General features: G+C 60.6%; 17 protein-coding genes and 1 tRNA gene. 8 read left to right on the top strand and 10 right to left on the bottom strand.

Annotation, left to right across the window (positions count from 1 at the left end; all coding sequences use genetic code 11):
* Positions 1–50 precede the first annotated feature (50 nt).
* Entirely contained in the window at positions 51–1,262 is a 1,212-nt protein-coding gene (locus ABD919_RS18475) for an aspartate aminotransferase family protein (RefSeq protein WP_345237534.1), read from the top strand.
* A 53-nt stretch (positions 1,263–1,315) separates the two neighbouring features.
* Here ABD919_RS18475 and ABD919_RS18470 read toward each other — a convergent pair whose 3' ends face one another.
* Positions 1,316–1,783: a tellurite resistance TerB family protein gene (locus tag ABD919_RS18470; protein WP_345237533.1), complete on the bottom strand. Its 468-nt coding sequence runs from the start codon at positions 1,781–1,783 to the stop codon at positions 1,316–1,318.
* A 230-nt stretch (positions 1,784–2,013) separates the two neighbouring features.
* Here ABD919_RS18470 and pfkA point away from each other — a divergent pair, with 230 nt between their 5' ends.
* Positions 2,014–2,985: a 6-phosphofructokinase gene (gene pfkA / locus ABD919_RS18465; RefSeq protein ID WP_345237546.1), complete on the top strand. Its 972-nt coding sequence runs from the start codon at positions 2,014–2,016 to the stop codon at positions 2,983–2,985.
* Between the two features lie 93 nt (positions 2,986–3,078).
* Here pfkA and miaA read toward each other — a convergent pair whose 3' ends face one another.
* Together miaA and ABD919_RS18455 are read right to left on the bottom strand one after the other, a co-directional pair.
* Entirely contained in the window at positions 3,079–4,017 is a 939-nt protein-coding gene (miaA, locus tag ABD919_RS18460; protein WP_345237532.1) for a tRNA (adenosine(37)-N6)-dimethylallyltransferase MiaA, read from the bottom strand.
* 124 nt (positions 4,018–4,141) lie between these two features.
* Complete coding sequence (locus tag ABD919_RS18455) at positions 4,142–5,275, bottom strand: glycosyltransferase (RefSeq protein WP_345237531.1); 1,134 nt, start codon at positions 5,273–5,275, stop codon at positions 4,142–4,144.
* 106 nt (positions 5,276–5,381) lie between these two features.
* Here ABD919_RS18455 and ABD919_RS18450 point away from each other — a divergent pair, with 106 nt between their 5' ends.
* The 4 genes from ABD919_RS18450 to ABD919_RS18435 all read left to right on the top strand — a co-directional run bounded on the left by ABD919_RS18450 (position 5,382) and on the right by ABD919_RS18435 (position 12,068).
* Positions 5,382–9,116 (top strand): PAS domain S-box protein, encoded by a 3,735-nt coding sequence (locus ABD919_RS18450; protein WP_345237530.1) that lies wholly within the window; start codon positions 5,382–5,384, stop codon positions 9,114–9,116.
* Positions 9,117–9,151: 35 nt separating this feature from the next.
* Positions 9,152–9,538 (top strand): response regulator, encoded by a 387-nt coding sequence (locus ABD919_RS18445; RefSeq protein ID WP_345237529.1) that lies wholly within the window; start codon positions 9,152–9,154, stop codon positions 9,536–9,538.
* Between the two features lie 126 nt (positions 9,539–9,664).
* On the top strand, positions 9,665–10,432 hold the full coding sequence (locus tag ABD919_RS18440) for an MBL fold metallo-hydrolase (protein ID WP_345237528.1): 768 nt from the start codon (positions 9,665–9,667) through the stop codon (positions 10,430–10,432).
* A gap of 64 nt (positions 10,433–10,496) precedes the next feature.
* Complete coding sequence (locus ABD919_RS18435) at positions 10,497–12,068, top strand: NFACT RNA binding domain-containing protein (RefSeq protein ID WP_345237527.1); 1,572 nt, start codon at positions 10,497–10,499, stop codon at positions 12,066–12,068.
* A 135-nt stretch (positions 12,069–12,203) separates the two neighbouring features.
* Here the strand turns inward: ABD919_RS18435 and ABD919_RS18430 are convergent.
* Positions 12,204–12,285 (bottom strand) — tRNA-Leu (locus ABD919_RS18430).
* Positions 12,286–12,554: 269 nt separating this feature from the next.
* On the bottom strand, positions 12,555–13,259 hold the full coding sequence (locus ABD919_RS18425; RefSeq protein ID WP_345237526.1) for a Dps family protein: 705 nt from the start codon (positions 13,257–13,259) through the stop codon (positions 12,555–12,557).
* A gap of 137 nt (positions 13,260–13,396) precedes the next feature.
* Here ABD919_RS18425 and ABD919_RS18420 point away from each other — a divergent pair, with 137 nt between their 5' ends.
* Both ABD919_RS18420 and ABD919_RS18415 read left to right on the top strand, forming a co-directional pair.
* Complete coding sequence (locus ABD919_RS18420; protein ID WP_345237525.1) at positions 13,397–14,116, top strand: VIT1/CCC1 transporter family protein; 720 nt, start codon at positions 13,397–13,399, stop codon at positions 14,114–14,116.
* Positions 14,117–14,182: 66 nt separating this feature from the next.
* The gene (locus ABD919_RS18415; RefSeq protein ID WP_345237524.1) at positions 14,183–14,995 is read left to right on the top strand and encodes a polyphosphate kinase 2 family protein; all 813 of its coding nucleotides are present in this window, start codon (positions 14,183–14,185) and stop codon (positions 14,993–14,995) included.
* A 56-nt stretch (positions 14,996–15,051) separates the two neighbouring features.
* On the opposite strand, the gene ABD919_RS18410 is transcribed toward ABD919_RS18415, so the two are convergent.
* From ABD919_RS18410 to ABD919_RS18390, 5 genes are all read right to left on the bottom strand, one after another.
* Complete coding sequence (locus ABD919_RS18410; protein WP_345237523.1) at positions 15,052–15,420, bottom strand: GNAT family N-acetyltransferase; 369 nt, start codon at positions 15,418–15,420, stop codon at positions 15,052–15,054.
* Between the two features lie 120 nt (positions 15,421–15,540).
* On the bottom strand, positions 15,541–15,957 hold the full coding sequence (locus ABD919_RS18405; protein ID WP_345237521.1) for a GNAT family N-acetyltransferase: 417 nt from the start codon (positions 15,955–15,957) through the stop codon (positions 15,541–15,543).
* An 82-nt stretch (positions 15,958–16,039) separates the two neighbouring features.
* Positions 16,040–17,101, bottom strand: a complete 1,062-nt coding sequence (locus tag ABD919_RS18400; protein ID WP_345237520.1) for an RHS repeat domain-containing protein — start codon at positions 17,099–17,101, stop codon at positions 16,040–16,042.
* A gap of 284 nt (positions 17,102–17,385) precedes the next feature.
* A complete protein-coding gene (locus ABD919_RS18395) occupies positions 17,386–17,661 on the bottom strand; it encodes a hypothetical protein (protein WP_345237519.1) in 276 nt (91 codons plus the stop codon).
* A 170-nt stretch (positions 17,662–17,831) separates the two neighbouring features.
* Positions 17,832–19,616 (bottom strand): ABC transporter ATP-binding protein, encoded by a 1,785-nt coding sequence (locus ABD919_RS18390; protein ID WP_345237518.1) that lies wholly within the window; start codon positions 19,614–19,616, stop codon positions 17,832–17,834.
* Positions 19,617–19,739 lie beyond the last annotated feature (123 nt).

The raw sequence follows: 19,739 nt of genomic DNA, 5'->3' as shown, positions 1-19,739 counted from the left end.
AAAGGTCAGCGTAGCCACAATCTGTGTAATCCGAAAAATCCGATAAATCCGTGGTCCAGACAACCCGCCAGCTTTTCCTTCGCCACCAAGCCCAGACGTCCGACTTCCCGCTGCTGCTGGAGATTGACCGGGCCGAGGGCGTGTACATGTACGGCCCCGACGGCCGCCGCTACCTCGACCTGATTTCGGGCATTGGGGTGAGCAACGTGGGCCACCGCCACCCGCGGGTGCTGGCTGCCATTCAGGCCCAGCTCGATAAGTACCTTCACCTGATGGTGTACGGCGAGCTGGTGCAGGCCGCCCCCGCCCAGCTGGCCGAAGCCCTGCACCGCACGCTGCCGGCACAGCTCGACTCGGTGTACTTTACCAACTCCGGCGCCGAAGCCATCGAAGGGGCCCTGAAGCTGGCCAAGCGCCACACCGGCCGCACCGAGCTTATTTCCTGCTTCAGCGCCTACCACGGCTCCACGCACGGCGCCCTGTCCATTACCGGCTCCGAAGGATTCAAGAACAGCTTCCGGCCGCTTTTGCCTGATGTGCGGCATATCCACTACAACGCGCTGCCCGACCTGGCTTTGATAACCAAGCGCACGGCCGCCGTGGTGGTCGAAACCGTGCAGGGCGAGGCCGGGGTGCGGGTGCCCGCGCCGGGCTACCTGCCCGCCCTGCGGCAGCGCTGCACCGAGGTGGGCGCCCTGCTTATTCTCGACGAGATACAGTGCGGCTATGGGCGCACGGGGAGCTTCTGGGCCTTCGAGCAGTTTGGGATTGAGCCCGATATTCTGGTGTGTGCCAAGGGCATGGGCGGGGGCATGCCCATCGGGGCTTTTATTGCTCCTCAGGCCATCATGGCCGGCTTCAAAACCAACCCCATCCTGGGCCACTGCACCACCTTTGGCGGGCACCCGGTTTCCTGCGCGGCCGCCCTGGCTACGCTGCAGGTTATTCAGGACGAGAAGCTGGCCGAAGGCGTAGCTGAGAAAGCCGAGCGGTTTCGTCGGCAGCTGCGCCACCCGGCTATCCGGGAAGTGCGTGGCTGCGGTTTGCTGATGGCCGTGGAGTTTGAGTCGTTTGCAGTGCTCAAGCCCATTATCGACCACGCCCTGGCCCAGGAAGGCATTCTCACCGACTGGTTTCTGTTTTGTGACAACTCCCTGCGCCTGGCGCCGCCGTTGACTATTTCGGAGGCGGAGATTGACGAAGCCTGCGCCGCCCTGCTACGGGCCGTCGATGCGGTGGCTAATGCCAGCGTGCTAGCATAAAAAAGCGTCCCGCTGACTTGTGTCGGCGGGACGCTTTTTTCTAAAGAATCAGCTTAAAAATCCTGGGGCAGCTTGGTGCTGGGCAGCTTCTCATTGTAGTTGAGGAAAGCATTGCTTTCTTCTTTGATGCGCTCCTTGGGATGGCCATCTTTTACGCCCTGCGAGATTTTGCGAACCAGCACCCCTACAATGGCTTTGCGGAAGCCCAGCTTCTCGGCCATCATGATGCAAAAATCCATTTCGTTTTCGTCGACCACACCATCGGCCAGCATCATGTCCACGAGGTCAAAAATCTGGTCGAACCGCTCGGAGTCGTTGGTTGGCAGGTCGTTGCCCGCTCCCTTTGCCCCCGAAACCAGCGCTTGCACATCGGCCGCGTTGATGCCGTTTTTCTTCCCAACGGCGATGATGAAACGCATTTCGCGCTCATCAATGTGGCCGTCGGCCTTGGCCAGAGCCGCCAGGTTGGCTAAGTGGCTCTTGATTTTCTTGGCCTGCTCATTTTCGAAAAAACCAAACATGGTAATGGTGGTTGGGAAGTGGAAGATAAGTTATGGGCAGCGAGCTAAATGGACGGGTAAGGTACAGGGTTTTTTGCCTAACTGCTATAGTCTTTCTACGGAAAGTATAAAAAAAAGATAAACTCGTCTTTTACCGGGGAGAGTGGCGCTGCAATTAGGTTTGTTGACTTTAGCTGTGCCACCTTTGCGGGGTTTGCGCCGAACGTAGGGCAAGCCAGGTTTAGCTTATGATGAAAAGAATTGCAGTTTTTACGAGCGGCGGCGACTCGCCGGGCATGAATGCGGCCATCCGCGCCGTGGTGCGCACGGCTACCTACCACGGCATTGAGGTGTACGGGATTATGCGGGGCTACAGCGGGATGATTAAGGGCGAGTTTGTGCGCCTCGACTCGGCCTCGGTGTCGAATACGGTGCAGAAGGGCGGCACCATTCTAAAGTCGGCCCGCAGCCAGAAGTTTATGACCAAGGAAGGCCGGCAGCAGGCCTTCGACCAGCTGGTAAACCAGGGTATCGAAGGCCTGGTAGCCATTGGCGGCAACGGCACTTTCACCGGGGCCATGATATTCGAGGAGGAGTTTGGCATTCCCACCGTGGGCGCGCCCGGCACCATCGACAACGACCTGTTTGGCACCGACTACACCATTGGCTACGATACGGCCGTGAACACGGCGCTGGAAGCCATCGACAAAATCCGCGACACGGCCGACTCGCACGACCGCTGCTTTTTCGTGGAAGTGATGGGCCGCGACTCGGGCTACATCGCCATTCCCTGCGCCATCGGCGGCGGGGCGGAAATCGTGATGATTCCCGAAACGCAGATGTCGACCGAGGCGGTGGTGGAAACCCTGCAGAATGGCTGGAAGCGCTCGAAGACTTCGTTTATCGTCATCGTGGCCGAAGGCGACGAGGAAGGCAACGCCACCCAGGTAGCAGCCCGTGTAAAAGAAGCCATTCCCGAGATGGATACGCGCGTGACGGTTATCGGCCACGTGCAGCGCGGCGGCTCACCCACGGCGGCCGACCGCTTGCTGGGCTCCCAAATCGGCATTGCCGCCGTGGAAGGCCTGATGAACGGCATGCGCAACGTCATGGCCGGCATCGTCGACCGCAAGCTGGTGTACACGCCCTTCACCGATACCATCAACAAGAAAAAGCCCATCAACCAAAGCTTTATGCGAATGGTGGAAATCCTGTCGGTATAACCAATGGGTCAATGGGTGAATGGGTGAATAGTTGTTTGGTATTCAGCTGCCAGGTGCTGGCTTGTAGCCAAGAATGAGTGTACAAGTAAGTGACTACTGCTCATTCACCCATTCACCCATTCGCTCATTCACCCATTGATACGCGGGGTCGCGGCGCAGCCAGGTAAGCTGGCGCTTGGCGTAGCGGCGGGTGTTGCGCTGGAGCAGGCGCACGGCTTCGGCCCAGTCGTATTCGCCGTCGAGGTAGCCAAAGATTTCCTGGTAGCCCACGGTTTGCAGGGCGTGGTGGTGGCGGTAGGGCAGCACGGCTTTTACTTCGTCGAGCAGGCCGGCGGCCAGCATGTGTTCCACGCGCTGGTTGATGCGCTGGTACAGCACGTCGCGCTCGCGGGTGAGGGCCACTTTTACGACGCGGAAGGGACGGGAATCGGCTTGCTGGCTTTGGGTGTGAAAGCTGGAAAAAGGCCGGCCCGTGCCGCGCGTGATTTCCAGCGCCCGCACCACGCGCTGGTGGTTCTGGCGGTCGATGCGGGCGTAGGTAACCGGGTCGGTCTGGGCCAGCTCCTCTACCAGATACGGCAGGCCGTGTATCTGCAGCTCCGTGTGCAGCTGCGCTCTGATTTCGGGGGGCACGCTGGGCAGCTCGTCCAGCCCGTCGGTAACGGCCTGCACGTAGAGGCCGGAGCCACCGGTGAGGATAACCAGCGGGTATTTTTGAAACAGCTGGCCCAGCAGCGCCAGGCAGTCGCTGGCAAAGCGGCCGGCGCTGTACTCTTCGGCAATGCTGTGGCTGTCGATAAAATGGTGGGGAATGCCTTGCATTTCCTCCGCCGTGGGCTTGGCCGTGCCAATGCTCAGCTCCCGGAAAAACTGGCGCGAGTCGGCCGATACAATCTCGGTATTAAACTGCTGAGCCAAGGCCACGCACAGCGCCGTTTTGCCCACCGCCGTTGGGCCGGCAATGGTAAGCAGTACCGGCCGCGGGTCGGCAGCAGTAGGGGAGAGCTGAGCCAGAATGGACTGAGGAAGCATGCTGTTAATTAGTAATTAATAATTAGCAATTAATAATTGACATTCATTTTGGTGGAGGATGTTAATACGAATTCTGTCAATGCATTGAGAGTAGCGAAAGTGCTGGTAGGAGGGATTTTAATTACTAATTATTAATTACTAATTCTCCATAAAGCCCCAGCAGCACCTGCTCTTCGTGCTGCCAGCTAAGCTGGGGGCGGGCACGGCGGCAGTTTTCGGCCAGGTGCTGGTAGCGGGTGGGCTCGTCGCGCAGCAGGCGGTTGAGGGCGCGGGCCAGGGTAGCGGGCTGCAGGTCGGGCACCAGCTCGGCCACGTCGAACTGCTCATTCAGCGCCCGGTACTCGGGGAAGTCGATGAGCACCTGCGGGATGCCGGCGTGTACGTAGTCGAAGAACTTGTTGGCCAGCGAGTAGTAGTAGCTCAGGCCGATGTTTTCGAGCAGCATAATGCCGACTGCAGCCTGGCGCGTTACTTCCCGCAGGGCCTGTGGCAGCACGTAGCCGCGGAACTCCACCTGGCCCGATGCCAGCAGGCCGAGCTTGTCGGCGCGCTCGCGCAGGGCGGCCGAAAGGTCGCCTTCGCCGCAAATCACCAGCCGGCCCGCCACCTGGGGCATGGCATCGAGCAGCGCCTCCAGTCCCCGCCCTACGTTCAGGGCGCCCTGGTAAAGGATATAACCGCCCGGCGGTGCGGCCGTGGGCGCCGGCGGCAGAGCCTCGTCGAGCAGGCGGCTTACGTTGCGCACCACGGCGAAGGGGCGGCCGTAGCGCTGCTCAAACACCCGGGCCAGGGCCGGGCCCACGGTGTAAGCCAGCCGGGCGCGGGGCACGATAAAGCGCTCGACCCAGCGCCAGACGCGCTGCACGGCCGGGCGGGCTACCACTTCGGGCACTTCCGTGAACAGCTCATGGGCATCGTACACCAGCGGCTGCCCACCCAGCCTGGCCCGCAGCCACATGGGCAGGGCCGTATCGAGGTCGGCGGCGCACCAGGCCCGGGCCCGCTGCCCCAGCAGGAACAAAAACAGGCGAATGTTGTACTCGGCGTAGAAGAGCTTGCCGTGCTGAAACCAACCGCGCAGGCGGTGCTGCTCGTACGGCTGCGTGGTGAGTGGGGGAGAAGAAGGCCGCTTCCAGCCTACCAGTTTTACCCGGTAGCCAGCCGCCGACAGGCTGCCACAGATGCGCTGCATGCGCTGGTCGTAGCACAGGTCGGTGGTGACGGCAAAGAGCAGCGGCGGGGGAGAACTGGATTGCAAGGCCTTCGAAAAAGTCACCCCTGACCGAGGTAACGTTATTTTTAGTCAAATTTACACCGGCGTGCCCGAGCTCATCCATTAGCTTCGCGGTACGTATTGTCGGCTTATGGCGCATTCCACAGCTTTTTCATCGTCCCCGGCTCCTTCGCCGCCCGTTCCCGCGCTGCTCGACCAGCTGGGGCAAGCCTACATTCAGGCCGACCGGGTAGGGAACATCACCGATGTTAACGAGCTGTTTCTGAGCCTGACCGGCTACAAGCGTGAGGAGTTGATTGGGCAGTCGTATCACCAGCTGTTTGTGCCCGAAGCCGAGCGTGAAGCCCGCTACCAGGCCTATGTGGAAAGCATTGCCGAGGAAAAAATTGGCCCCAGCTACGAGCGGGCGCTGCCCAGCCATAGCGGGAGGCGGCGCATTATGCACTGGCAAACCGGCCTGGTGCGCGACGATGAAGGCCGTGTGGTGGGCGCCTGGACGGCCGGGCACGAGCCGGCGGGCCGCAACCAGGCCCCCCAGGCCCTGAGCGGCGACAGCACCCACCTGCAGGACTTTCTCGACAATGCCCAGGACCTGGTGCAGCACCTGAGCGCCAGCAACGGCTTCCTGTTTGTGAACAAGGCCTGGAAGGAAAAGCTGGGCTACACCGACGAGGAGCTGAGCACCCGCACCCTGGCCGACATCGTGCATCCCTACTACAAGGCCAAGCTGCTCTACCAGCTGCGCAACCTCTACGAAGGCGAGCCGGTGAACAAGGTGGAAACCGTGTTTCTGACCAGTGCCGGCAAGCCCATTCACCTTATCGGCAGCATGAGCGTGGTGCGCGGTCAGGGCCAGCTGGTGAGCAGCCGCGCCATCCTGCACGACATCACCGACCGCATCAAGGCCGAGCGCCTGCAGAAGGTGTACTACAGCATCGCCAACCTGGCCATCAGCGCCAAGGACCTGGCCGGGCTGTACGGGGCCATTCACCGGGAGCTGAGCAAGATTATTGAAACCAGCAACCTCTTCATTGCCCTCTGCGACGACGCCCGCACCCAGCTGCAGTTTGTGTACCACGTCGACCAGCACCCCCAGCACCGCTCCCAGGCCTCTCGGCCGTTCTCGTCGGGGGTGTCGGAGTACATCATCGAGGCCGGGCAGCCGCGCTACCTGCTGCGCGAGGAGCTGCAGAAGCTGGTGCGCGAAGGCGCCATCACGGCCTATGGGCTGATGCCCGAGGTGATGCTGGCTTCGCCCCTGAGCATTGGCGACCGGATTATCGGGGTAATTGCCGTGCAGGACTACCAGCGGGCCGACGCCTACGCGCCCAGCGACCTGGACGTGCTGCACTTCATCTCCAACCAGGTGGCCCTGGCCATTGAGCGCAAGCGCAACGAAGAGCAGATTGGCAAGCAGAACGCCCGCCTGAACGCCATCTTCGAGAGTGGCTCCCACGTGATGTGGACCGTGGACACGCGCGGCCACCTCATGACCTTCAACCGCAACTACGCGGCGCTGTTTCTGCGCCGCAACGGCGTGTACCCGGTGCGGGGCCTGGATTTGTGGGAGGCTGACCTGGCGCGCATGGAGCAGGACGTGCGCGATGCCTTTGTGCGGCACTACGAGGCGGCAGGGCAAGGCCACCCCCAGCGCTTCGAGGTGTGCCTGCGCGATGCCCGCAGCCAGGAGCTGTGGACCGACATCCACCTGAACCCGATTTACCTGGGCGACGGCTCGTTTGATGAGATTTCGGCCATTGCCCACGACATCACCGAGCAGAAGCGGGCCCAGCTGGCCCTGGAGGCGCAGGAGGAGAAGTTCCGCTCCATCTTCGAGTCGTTTCAGGACATCTACTACCGCACCAACGACCGGGGTGTTCTGACCATCGTCAGCCCCTCGGTGCAGGAGGTGCTGGGCTACACCCCCGAAGAAGTGATTGGGCAGCCGGTGCTCGACTACTACTACGACCCCCAGGACCGTGAGGCGCTGGCGGCGGAGATTCAACGCATTGGCGGCCTGCGCAACTACGAAACCCGCATGCGCCACAAGGATGGCCATCCGGTGAGCGTGCTTATCAGCGCCCGCATATCGGCCGGCAGCCAGCGCGGCACCGAAGGCATTGCCCGCGACGTGACCGAGATGCGCCAGATGCAGGACGACCTGCGCCAGGCCAAGGACGCCGCCGAAGCCGCGCTGGAAGCCAAAACCCAGTTCCTGGCCAACATGAGCCACGAGCTGCGCACGCCCATGAACGGCATCATCGGCATGATTGACCTGCTCGACCAGACCGTGGATACCGACGAGCAGCTGGAGTACGTGGACACGCTGCGCAAAAGCTCGGATGCCCTGCTGACCATCCTCAACGACATCCTCGACCTGTCGAAGATTCAGGCCGGCAAGCTGCAGGTGCACGACGTGGCCCTGGAGCTGCGCGCCGTTATGGAGCGCATCCGGTCCTTGTTCATCTACCGGGCCGAGCAGAAGCGCATTCGCTTTACCTACCACATTACGCCGCACACGCCGCGCTTTGTGGTGACCGACGAAATCCGCCTGCTGCAAATCCTGTCCAACCTCGTGGCCAATGCCATCAAGTTTACCAACGAGGGCACGGTCAGCATCGTGGTGTCGTCGGTAAGCACCGATGGCGAGCAGCACACGCTGCGCTTCGCCGTGCAGGACTCCGGTATCGGCATCTCGGCCGAAGATGCGGCCCTGCTGTTTACCAACTTCACCCAGCTCGATACCACGCCCAGCAAGGCCTACGGCGGCACCGGGCTGGGGCTGGCCATCAGCCGGCAGCTGGCCGAGCTGCTGGGCGGCGAGATTGGCGTGATTTCCGACATCGGCGAAGGCAGCGTGTTCTGGTTTACCATTCGCTGCCGCGAGGCCCGCTCCGAGGAGATGCCGGCCCCGGTGCCCTTGCGCGAAGCTGTGCCGCGCCCTTTTGTGGTGGCGCCCAAGGTGCTGCTCGTCGACGACAACGCCATCAACCAAAAGGTAGGGCAGCGCCTGCTTGGCAAGCTGGGCTGCCAGGTCGACATCGCCGTGGACGGGCCCGAAGCCATTGCCAGGGCTACCGCCCCTTCGGCCCGCTACGACATGATTTTCATGGACATCCAGATGCCCGACATGGACGGCGTGACGGCCACCCGGGAAATTCGCACCCGGCTGGGCGACAGCTGCCCGCCCGTGGTGGCCATGACGGCCTACTCCATGCAGGAAGACGCCGGCCGCTTCATGCGCCAGGGGCTCGACGACTACGTGGGCAAGCCCGTGAAAAGCCGCCACCTCTATGAGGTGCTGCACCGCTGGCTGCGCCCCCGCCAGAACGAGGCCGCCCGCCTCGCGGCCACGGAAACCAGCCCGGCTTCGCTTGTGCAGGAGCCCGCGGCCGTCGCGGCTCCAGCAGAGGCTGCGCCCACGGCCGCGGCAGCAGAAGCCCCGGCCACCTCAACCACGCCCGCTGCCCCGGCTGCCGCGGTTACTCCACCGGAGCCTTCACAGCCCGTGCTGGATACAGCCGTGCTGCGCCAGCTGGTAGAGCTGGGCGGGCCCGAGTTTGCCGCCGACCTCTACCAGGAGTTTGAGCAGGAAGCCGGCGAGCTGCTGCGCGAAGGCGCCCAGCTGGTAGCGGCCGGCGAGTACCGCGCCCTGCTGCCGCTGCTGCACCAGCTCAAGGGCACCTCGGCCACGCTGGGCGGTATGGCCATTGCGGCCCAGGCCCGGCACCTGGAGCACGAGCTCAAGGAAAACCGCCCGGAGGATACCCCGGCCGGATTTCAAGTTCTGGAACATTACTTTGCAGCGTTCGTAGCCGAATATCCGCTCGCCGTGGGTTCAGCGGCCAACACGTCGCCCACTTAAGTCTACCAAACCCTCACCATCAACCCCTCAGCGCTATGTCTGTCGACAACTCCTCCAAAACAATTCTCATTGCCGAAGACAGCTCGGTGATTCTCAACCTCACCCGTAAAATCCTCGAGCTTCAGAAATACAAAATCGTGCTGGCCAAAAACGGGGGAGAGGTAATCAAGCAAATTGAAAGCAACCCCATCAACTGCGTGCTGATGGACATCAACATCCCGGTGAAGGACGGGATGGAGTGCACCCGCGAGATTCGCCGCCACGCCGACCCCCGCATCAGCCAGCTGCCCATCATTGCCATTACCGGCAACGCCAACAACTACTCCATGGACCAGTTCCGCGAGGCCGGCGTAACCGATTACCTGCCCAAGCCCCTGGACTTCGACGCCCTGGTGCGGGTGGTAAAGCAGTACGTGGGGTAAGGGAATTATGAATTATAAGTTATGAATTATGAGTTGAGCTCGGCCCTGATAACGAGGTTATTTGCTACTCTTGTGTCTGGCGATTCAATTCATAATTCATAATTCAAAACTCATAATTCGAACGCAGTGAAAGTTACTTTTCTCGGCACCGGCACTTCCTCCGGCGTACCCATGATAGGGTGCAGCTGCGCTGTGTGCCGCTCGCTCGACTACCGCGACAAGCGGCTGCGGGTGTCGGTGCACATCGAGACCGAAGGGCGCAGCCTGGTGATTGACTCAGGGCCGGACTTCCGGCAGCAGATGCTGCGTGCCGGAGTTACCCACCTCGATGCGCTGCTGTTCACCCACGAGCACAAAGACCACACGGCGGGCCTCGACGATATCCGGGCCTTCAACTTCCGGCAACAGCAGGACATGCCTTTGTATGCCGAGCCCCGGGTGCTGCGCCAGCTGCAGCAGGAGTTTGCCTACATCTTCGCCGAGCACAAGTACCCGGGCATTCCCCGCGTGATTCTCAACGCCATCGAGCACGACGATGCGCCCTTCGATGTGCTGGGCCTGCGCGTGCAGCCTCTGCGGGCATTGCACCACCGGCTGCCGGTGCTGGGCTTTCGCATCGGCGGCTTCTGCTACCTCACCGATGCCAATTTCCTGAGCCCGGAAACGCTGGAGCAGCTGCGCGGTGCCGAAGTCATTGTACTTAATGCCCTGCGCCGCGAGCAGCACATCTCGCACTTCACCTTAGCCCAGGCCATCGAAATCCTGGAGGAGGTAAAGCCAGCGAGGGCCTACCTCACCCACATCAGCCACCAGCTGGGGCGCCATGCGGAAGTTGAGCAGGAGCTGCCCAGCTGGATTCGGCTGGCCTACGACGGGCTGCAGGTGCAGGTGTAGGGCCGGCTACGCCGGAGCTTAGCCCACCTGCCCGGCGCTGGGCAGCCGGCGTTTCTCTTTATCTATGCACACCAACTACTACTTCCTGCGCCAGCTGGCTCCGGCCCTCACCGAGCGGCTGCGGGGCTACCGCGTGGCGGCTTGCTTTTCCCAGGAGAAAGACGAGCTGGTTGTGGGCCTCAGCAATGGCGGGGCCGAGTTTTGGCTGAAGGCCCAGCTGGGCGCGGGCTTTCCGGCCCTGGCCCTGCCCGAAACCTTTCAGCGGGCGCGCGCCAACTCCGTGGACTTATTCCCCGACCTGCTGGGCGAGCAGCTGGAAAGCGTAGTGCCCTGGCCCCAGGACCGGGTGCTGCAGGTGAATTTCCGCAGCGGCGCCCGCCTGGTGTTCAAGCTCTATGGCCCGCGGCCCAACGCGATTTTCCGCCCCACGCCGGAAGGGCCCGCTCAGCTGTTCCAGCAAAAGCTGCTGGCCGATGGGGAGCTGCGTCCGCAGCCGGTAGCTACGCCCTTTGCCTTCGACGGAACCGGCCAGCTGCCTCCGCCGCTGGCCGACCTGCCGGCCCGCTACCTGCGCGGGAAAGGCTACGAGCAGGCCATGCCCGAGGCCCGAGCCCGCCTGGTAAACCAGGTGCTGGCCCAGCTCGAAACCCCGGCCCACTATTACCTGATACAGCTTGAGGGCCGCACGCGGCTGAGTTTGCTGCCGCTGGGCGACATTCTGGAAACCTTTCCCGGCACCGAGCCCATTGCTGCCCTGCGCCGCTTCGTGCCCCTGGCCCTGGGCCGCCGCGCCCTGGAAACGGAGCTGCGCCAGGTGCGCCAGACCCTGGAGCGCCGGGCCGAGGAGGCCAGCACTGCGGCCGCTCATGCCCGCAAGCGCCTGCACGCCCTGGCCCACGAAGCCGGCTACCGCCACACCGCCGACCTGATTATGGCCCACCTGCATGAGATTCCGGCTGGTGCCAGCCAGGTAGAAGTGGTGGACTTCTACACCGGCCTGCCGAGGCTTATCAAGCTTAAAGCCAAGGAGAAGCCGCAGCGCACGGCCGAAAACCTGTACCGCAAAGCCAAAAACCAGCAGATTGAGGAGCGGCAGCTTACCGAGCGCATTGCCCGGCGCGAGGCCGAAGCGCTGGAGGCACTCGAGCGCCTGGAAGAGCTGGACAGCCAGCCGGCCCTGGCTGAGCTGCGCGGCCTGCGCACCTGGCGCAAGCAGCACGGCCTCGACCCGGCCCAGGCCGCCGCGAAAGCCGCGGCAGAGCTGCCGTTTAAGGTATTTGAAGACCGGGGCTTCACCATTCTGGTGGGCCGCAACGCCGCCAACAACGACCTGCTGACGCAGAAGTACGCGCACAAAGACGACCTCTGGCTGCACGCCAAGGACGTCAGCGGCTCGCACGTCGTGATTCGGCACAAAGCCGGGCAAGCCGTGCCGGAGCCCGTAATCGAGCATGCGGCGCAGCTGGCCGGCTGGTACTCGCGGCGGCAGCACGACTCCCTTTGCCCGGTTACGGTGACGCCGAAGAAGTATGTGCGCAAGCCCAAAGGGGCCTTGCCCGGGCAGGTAGTGGTAGAGCGCGAGCAGGTGCTGCTGGTAAAGCCCGGCAACCCATTTGGAGAGTCAGCCGCGCTGTAGCGCGGGATTTTATTCCGCGTTTCGCCAGCTTCGCCAGGTCGCGGAATCGAATTCCGCGCTACGATACTTTTCATTAGGGCTGGCCTGGATAAGCAAAAAGCCCGTTCTGCTGAGCAGAACGGGCTTTTGTTTGCGTGCGCGCGGGGAGATTCGAACTCCCACACCCGAAGGCACCACCCCCTCAAGATGGCGTGTCTACCAGTTTCACCACGTGCGCAAAAGGCAACCAAACCGGGTATTCAGCCGAAGCTGGCCTCGCTGAGGTGGCGAAGCGGGTGCAAAGATAGCCGGCTGTTTCCGGCCGTGCAACCAGGTAGGAAAAAAAATGGCGTTTTACGCGCCTTCCCGCATACTTTGGGCAGCATACTTCCGGGATTGTCAGCGTTTCACAAAGGCGAATACGCGGGTTCCCAAGGGGATAAGGGGGTAGATAACAAAAAAGCCCGGACGCGGGGCGTCCGGGCTTTTGTCTTTTTTAGAAGAAGCTTACTCCGCCTGCGTGAGGGGCGAGTCGACTACGTGCTCGGCCACAAACCATACCTGCATCTCGTTGGTGCGGATGAGCTGGCTTACAATCAGGTCGTTGGTGCCATCATCGCCGCTTTCGTCGGCTTTTTCAGCGAAGCGGTGGCAGTTTTCGAGCAGGATGCGGTGGGCATCGAGCAGGCGAGATACCTGAATGGGGGCTTCTTCCCGGTCGCGGGGCACGCGGGGAATGCTGCTGAGCTCGGCCACGTCGTGGGCCATGGCCACGGCCACGCCGCCCAGAATCTGGATACGCTCGGCAATGGCATCCACCAGCACGGCCTGCTCCTCATAATGCTTGTCGTAGAGCAGGTGCAGCTGGTAGAACGTCGGGCCAACCACCTGCCAGTGGTGCTTTTTATACATGTCGCGCAGCGTGATGGTATCGGCCAGCAGCTGGTTGAGCATGTCCACGCTTTCCTGGCGCACGCTTTCGCCCAGGCCAATGGGCAGGCGCTGGGCCACGGTGCCATAGCGCTGGGTAGGCGCCGGCGCATTCTGCTGCTGGTTGAGCAGGGGCTGAATATTGACCGCCGGGTTGCTCTGGTTGCGGTTGGCGCTGGCTTTGCCATTGCTGGCGCCGTTGCTGCCGGCCTTGGAAGTCGTTTTGGCTGCCGCAGCTTTGGGAGCGGTTTTGGCGGCCGAATTTTTGGCGGAAGATGCCATAGGGAAAGGAGTTGAGGTGAAAGGGAAGACAGGCATGGCAGGCCCGACGGTGCATCGCTGCGCGTAAGCAGAGCGCTGGGCCTGCCTTCCCTACGCAAGGCAACGCAGTGGGTTAGGCTCCGGGCTATATTTGCCTTATGACGCCTACGCCGCCCGCGCACCACAACCACCCGCACCCGGAGCAACACCTGAGCAGCTCGGCGACGCTGCAGGACATCGTGATTGGCTTGTCGGATGGCCTCACCGTGCCCTTTGCGCTGGCCGCGGGCCTGAGCGGGGCGGTCTCGTCATCGGCACTGGTTATCACGGCCGGGCTGGCCGAGATTGTGGCCGGCAGCATTGCCATGGGCCTGGGCGGCTACCTGGCCGGTCGCACCGAAGTGGAGCACTACGCCGCCGAGCTCGCCCGGGAGCGGCGCGAGGTACAGGAAGTACCCCACGTTGAGCGTGCCGAAGTCGACGAGCTGCTGGCCGAGATGGGCTTGTCGGCCGAAACCCGGGCCCGGGCCGTGGCCGAGCTCACCGCCGACCCCGAGCAGTGGGTGCGCTTCATGATGAAGTACGAGCTGGGCCTGGAGGAGCCCGACCCCCGGCAAGCGCCCAAAAGCGCCTTCACCATCAGCTCGGCCTATGCCCTGGGCGGGCTTATTCCGCTCAGCGCCTACTTTGTGACGGACACGCCGGCCCAGGGCCTGCTGTGGTCGGCGGCCATCACCCTGGTGTGCTTATTTGTGTTTGGCTTCTTTAAAAGCCGTATGACCGGGCAGCCCGCCGTGGCGGGGGCTTTTAAAATGACCTTTGTGGGGGCACTTGCTGCCGCCGCCGCTTTTGGCGTGGCCAAGGCAGTAGGTGGGTAGCTGAAGGGCCGGTTATCTGCGATAGGCGGTTTTTCGTTCTAGCAAAGCTTCACTCACCAACTCACTATGCCTTTTCCGCCAACTCCCGCCGTGCAGGTTGTGCCGGCTGCCTTTCAGCTTGCCGCTATTGCCCCCGACAGCATCGCGCCTTTCAGCACCAAAGAAGCCGCACAGGCGCGGCTGCTGGCACTAAAGGCCCGGCTTAGCGAGTTGCAGGAGTTGCTCTACGCCGAGCACCGGCGCAGCCTGCTGCTGGTGTTTCAGGCCATGGATACCGGCGGCAAAGACGGCGCCATCGAAAAGCTGCTGACCGGCGTAAACCCGGCCGGCGTGCACGTGGCTGCTTTCAAAGCGCCCTCCACCAACGAGCTGAACCACGACTTTCTCTGGCGCATTCACCCGCACGCGCCCGGCCGCGGCCACATTGCCGTGTTCAACCGCTCGCACTATGAGGATGTGCTCATCACCCGCGTGCACGGCCTGATTGACGACACCACCTGCTACCAGCGCTACACCGACATCAACGCCTTCGAGCGCCTGCTCACCCACAGCGGCACGCGCATCCTGAAGTTTTTCCTGCACATCTCCAAAGAAGAGCAGGCCCAGCGCCTACGGGCCCGGCTGGCCGACCCCGCCAAGCACTGGAAGTTCGACCCCAACGACCTGAAGGAGCGCAAGCTCTGGCCGGCTTACCAGCAAGCCTACGAAGATGCCCTGCGCCACTGTTCCCCGCCCGAGAGCCCCTGGTTTGTGGTGCCGGCCGACAACAAGTGGGCCCGCGACCTGGCCATTGCCGAAATTGTGGTGGCCGCCCTGGAGGAGATGAACCCGCAGCCACCCGGGGTGAGCTTCGATGTGGCGGCACAGGTAGTAGAATGAGGCAGAAGCTAACCGGCTAAGGCAGCTTTTCGAAGTATGGTCCGGTAAAGCGGTAGCTATGCTATGGTCACGCTAGAGAAGCCTGTTGCATAGAGCAGGAGCAAGCGCACCTCGTTATCTGCCTGGCTTTCGGGCACAAAATCATTCTTTGGCAGCGCGCGGTGCGAGGCAGCGTTGTCGGCAGCCGTTACGGCCAGAACAGCTCTGGTTTTGGGCTGAGCGAGGGCCCAATGCGAAAGCGCGGCAATAGATTCGGTGATAAAGCCCCGGTTGAGGAACGGGGCAAAGGTTTCGTAGCCAATTTCAACTTCGCCCTGCTCATTGGGCTCGCCTCTGAAGCAGATGGCGGCCACCATCAAATTTTCTGCCTGGGCCACGGCGACCCAGACCGTGTTAAACAAATAGTTTTGCGCGGGGTCGGTCACGGCCGGCAGCAGCCGGGTGATAATGGCGGCAATGGTTTTAAAGGGCAGCACCGGGCGGCCTGGGTTCAGCCCCAGCTCTCCACTGGCACGGGTGTAGAGTTACAACCAATAGGTGCACACTCACCTGCTGTGCAGAAACTTCCTCATTCTAAAGTTTATTAATTCTACGCCCTGCCTCATTACTACTTGTTCGTTTATTACGCTAAAGCCTACGCTTTCGAAAAATACCCGTGCGGTTATGCTGACGTCAGCAGTTAATTCTACTTGCTGCTGTTGGCGGGCTTCTTTTTCTATTTCTGTGTAAAGCTCTTGAGCTATTCCTTGGCGCTGATAGTCTTTGTGAACATACAAAAGGTCGATGTAATGACCTGCATCCAGCGTAGCAAAGCCAACTATTTCAGTGTCTTGCAGCGCAACCAGAACGAATTGATTAAGTAGTATGTCCCGCCAGCGTTGTTCGTTATTAACGCCCGACGTCCACACTTCAAGCTGCTTGGCGGTGTAATCGGGGCGGCAAACACTGGAAATAGTATCCACAAAAAGCTGTTGGAGCTCCGCTAAGTCGCTAAGTCTGCCGGGCCGGATGGTTCTCATTGCTGCCTTCCCGATTCAATCCGGTTTAGAAAAATTCGTAGGAATAATCTGTCCAGGAAAATAGTTTGTCATTGTTGTAGTACTCAATTTTCCTGATGAGGCCCGAGGGGTTATAATAAAATTTACGGGTAGTGAATAATCGGGGGCTTATCCAGATTGTTATTGAGCTGAGCATGGAGCTACTATACTCAAATGTTGTACTGGTATAGGGCGTAGTGCCTTTTTGCAACATGGTGTACCTGAGCAGCCTGCTGCTACTATCATACTCAAGCTTTGCGAGGTCAAACCCGTAGCTCTTGTCACGGAACGTGGTTGTAATTGTTGTAGGCAAATTCTGCTCATTGTAAGCGAATACTGATGTCCCAACATTTACAGCATAGGGAATTAAATCAGTGGCCGTGCTAAGCCTATTTTGGGAGTCGTATGTAAAGGCGTAGCTGCTTTGCCCACCACCGGCATTGAGCTTGACAATATTCCCCTGGGCATCGTACTTGGCTCGTTCTGAAGAAACTGATAAGGAAGGAATAAGCCGAAATCCCCTACGTGTTTTAACAGACCTGTTCCGGACGCATCTAATACGCCTGTAGTTGGTGCTTGTAATCTCACGCTTAAGAATCAGGTGGCTGGCGGAATCATACGTAAACTTTTCTGCCGAACGAATCCATCCTTTGCTATTTGGGGTTTCGTCCGCTTTCAAGCTTTCATTGCGGTAGGAAATCTCAGATAACAGCCCCTTGTCCGTAAAAGTGTTTTGATAAATTAGTCGGTACGAGGTATTGTCTGCACTGTCGACAGATACTGTATACCCCCGGTTGTCAAACTGCTCTGCCCTGGCCAGCGAGTCTTTCGACTGCTTGCTGATAATTCTTCTGATTCTTCGATTGGAAATTATCTGAGCTCTTATTTGAGGATTTTCATCCGTTTTAATCAAAGGCGCTTGAGGGTCAATACAGTTTTGAAAAGCTGCTTCCCATACCTTTCCCTTATTTGTTTCGCCTATTACATAGAAGGGCTCGCATAAGGACTGCGCACGGGTTGACACAGCCAGAAACAAAGTGGTTGTGAGTAGGGCAGCAGCTTTTGTCATATCTGCGAATTTCTTTGCTTGTCCTGCTCATCTATTGAGGGTAGTGAATGGATATTTGTTGGCGCTAAAGGCCGCAGGCTTTACCCTACGCCTCTGGCCCACGCTAGCAGGACGATTCTAGCACGGGACGTTCTGCCGTTGCAGGCCAGAGGCCTGCCAATAGTAGACACGGGGCACAGCCCAGCGCCATCACTACCGCCAGCCATTTATCTGTTAACAGATAAATGGCTGGCGGTAGTGATGGCGCTGCAGTAGAGTTACTTGTCGTAATGTAACCAGATTTGCTATTGGGCACCGCTTTGCCGCTTCGCGATAATTGCTGCTTGGATTTGTTGGAGCTTTTGTTTTTGAGGCTGGGAGCTTTTGTATATCCCGGCAATCAAAAGCAAAGGCAGGGCAATGGTGATAAAGCCGAACCCGGACTTTATAATGCCAAAAATGATTACCCCAACTAAAAAGCCAATGGACCCCGCCGCAAAGGCTTGATTCTTTTTAATCTTTTTTTCTTCGGCTAGGAGCTCAGTAAGGGGTAGCTCGGAGTGTTCCATCGAGTCGGGCATGATTTCCTGAATGTGGCGTTAAAATTTGGCCGTAACTACCAGCATGTAATTATAGGCAATGCACAGGGATTTCAAAAAGCTGCAGCTCTTTCTGGCAAGCCAGACAGTAGCGGGCTCAGGCGCAGGTTAGCCTGGCTTTGGTATACAGCGGCGTGGAGGATGCTACAGCCCTACACCAGCACGGCCTTAGCTCCTGCTTCTTTCCGCTCGCCAATCTGCTGGCGCCACATGGCGTAGTACAGGCCTTTCTGCTCCAGCAGCTCGTGGTGGCGGCCCTGTTCGGCAATGTGGCCGCGCTCGAGTACGAAGATGCGGTCGGCGTGGAGGATGGTGCTGAGGCGGTGGGCAATGAGGATGGTGATGTGCTGGCGCGAGCCCGAGAGCTCCCGCACCGTTTTGCCGATTTCCTCTTCCGTGAGCGAGTCCAGGGCCGAAGTGGCTTCGTCGAACACCAGCAGGGTGGGCTTGCGGAGCAGGGCGCGGGCAATGCTCAGGCGCTGCTTTTCGCCGCCGGATACCTTCACGCCGCCTTCGCCAATCACCGTGTCCAGGCCCTGGGGGGCGCGGGCCAGCAGGCCGGTGGCTGCGGCCTGCTGCAGGGCGCGCAGGCATTCCTCGTCGCTGGCGTTGGGCGCCACAAACTTCAGGTTTTCGCGGATGGTGCCGGCGAATAGCTGGGTGTCCTGCGTCACGAAGCCAATCTGCTCGCGCAGCTCGTCGAGGTCGATTTCGGCGCCGGGGATGCCGTTGTAGAGAATCTGGCCGGCGAGGGGCGGGTAGAGGCCCACCAGCAGCTTCACCAGCGTGGTTTTGCCCGAGCCCGAAGGACCCACGAAGGCAATGGTTTCGCCCAGCTGGGTGTGGAAGCTGATGTTGGTTAGCGCCGGGGCGTTGGCCGTGAGGTGCTTGAAGCCCACCTGGTCGAAGGCCAGGGTTTCGATGTGCTTCACGGCTTTGGGCTGAGCGGGGCGCACGTCGCGCGGGGTGTCGAGAATCTGCTGGAAGTTGGCCAGCGAGGCTTCGGTTTCGCGGTACACGTTGATGATGTTGCCCAGCTCCTGCAGCGGCCCGAAGATGGCGAAGGAGTAGATGAACAGCGAGAAGAACTCGCCCACCGTGATGGTGCCCTGCACCACCAGGAACAGCATCATCAGCATGATGGCGTTGCGCAGCAAGTTCACGAAGGTGCCCTGCACGAAGCTCAGCGAGCGGATGTAGCGCACCTTTTTCAGCTCCAGCTTCAGGATTTTGTCGGTGGTGGCGTTCAGGCGCTCGGTTTCCTGCTGGGCCAGGCCCAGGCTTTTCACCAGCTCGATGTTGCGCAGGCTTTCGGTGGTGGAGCCGGCCAGGGCCGTGGTTTCGGCCACAATGGTTTTCTGCACCACTTTGATTTTCTTGCTCAGCAGCGAGCTGATAAAGCCCAGCAGCGGAATGGTGAGGAAGTAGGCCGGCGCAATGGGCCAGTACACCGTAGCCGCGTACCACATCACGAAAATGATGCCCACCACGGAGGTAAACAGCACATTCACGAACATTTGGATGAGCTTTTCCACGTCGGAGCGCACCTTCTGCAGCTTGCCCAGGGTTTCGCCTGAGCGCTGGTCCTCAAATACCTGGTAGGGCAGGTCCAGGGAGTGGCGCAGGCCATCGGAGTAGAGCTGGGCCCCCAGGCGCTGGGTGATGACGTTGACGTAGTAGTCCTGAAAGTTCTTGGCGATGCGGCTCACCATGGCCACGCCCATGGCTTTGAGGATGAGGATGCCGGCGCCGCCGGCCAGGAAAGGCCAGAACTCCATGCGATGCAGGCCGCCGGTGGGCTTCACCACGTAACGGTCGATAATCTGCCGGAAGATGTAGGGGTCGAGCAGCGAGAAAACCTGGTTGATGGCCGCCAGCACCAGGGCCAGCGCCAGCAGGCCCCAGTAGTTGCGGAGGTAGCTGTAGAGAAGTTTCATAAAGGGGGAGGAGGAGGCCGCTGCGGCCTGCGCCGTGAAAGTAGCAGCCCGGCAACAACCCGGCGATAGACTACGATGTTGGCTGAGGCCTTGACGTGCAGACGCAAACCGGCCCGCAATACT

It is taken from the genome of Hymenobacter saemangeumensis (assembly GCF_039541835.1).
GTDB classification, from domain to species: Bacteria; Bacteroidota; Bacteroidia; order Cytophagales; family Hymenobacteraceae; genus Hymenobacter; species Hymenobacter saemangeumensis.
Note: the sequence above shows the minus strand (reverse complement) of the source record. Positions and strands in the feature narration are given on the sequence as shown.

Coding starts and splice junctions, on each gene's coding strand:
- pfkA (WP_345237546.1), top strand. CDS start 2,014: ATGAAAAGAATTGCAGTTTTTACGAGCGGCGGCGACTCGCCGGGCATG.
- ABD919_RS18450 (WP_345237530.1), top strand. CDS start 5,382: ATGGCGCATTCCACAGCTTTTTCATCGTCCCCGGCTCCTTCGCCGCCC.
- ABD919_RS18420 (WP_345237525.1), top strand. CDS start 13,397: ATGACGCCTACGCCGCCCGCGCACCACAACCACCCGCACCCGGAGCAA.
- ABD919_RS18390 (WP_345237518.1), bottom strand. CDS start 19,616: ATGAAACTTCTCTACAGCTACCTCCGCAACTACTGGGGCCTGCTGGCG.
- ABD919_RS18425 (WP_345237526.1), bottom strand. CDS start 13,259: ATGGCATCTTCCGCCAAAAATTCGGCCGCCAAAACCGCTCCCAAAGCT.
- ABD919_RS18445 (WP_345237529.1), top strand. CDS start 9,152: ATGTCTGTCGACAACTCCTCCAAAACAATTCTCATTGCCGAAGACAGC.
- miaA (WP_345237532.1), bottom strand. CDS start 4,017: ATGCTTCCTCAGTCCATTCTGGCTCAGCTCTCCCCTACTGCTGCCGAC.
- ABD919_RS18435 (WP_345237527.1), top strand. CDS start 10,497: ATGCACACCAACTACTACTTCCTGCGCCAGCTGGCTCCGGCCCTCACC.
- ABD919_RS18395 (WP_345237519.1), bottom strand. CDS start 17,661: ATGCCCGACTCGATGGAACACTCCGAGCTACCCCTTACTGAGCTCCTA.
- ABD919_RS18415 (WP_345237524.1), top strand. CDS start 14,183: ATGCCTTTTCCGCCAACTCCCGCCGTGCAGGTTGTGCCGGCTGCCTTT.
- ABD919_RS18400 (WP_345237520.1), bottom strand. CDS start 17,101: ATGACAAAAGCTGCTGCCCTACTCACAACCACTTTGTTTCTGGCTGTG.
- ABD919_RS18470 (WP_345237533.1), bottom strand. CDS start 1,783: ATGTTTGGTTTTTTCGAAAATGAGCAGGCCAAGAAAATCAAGAGCCAC.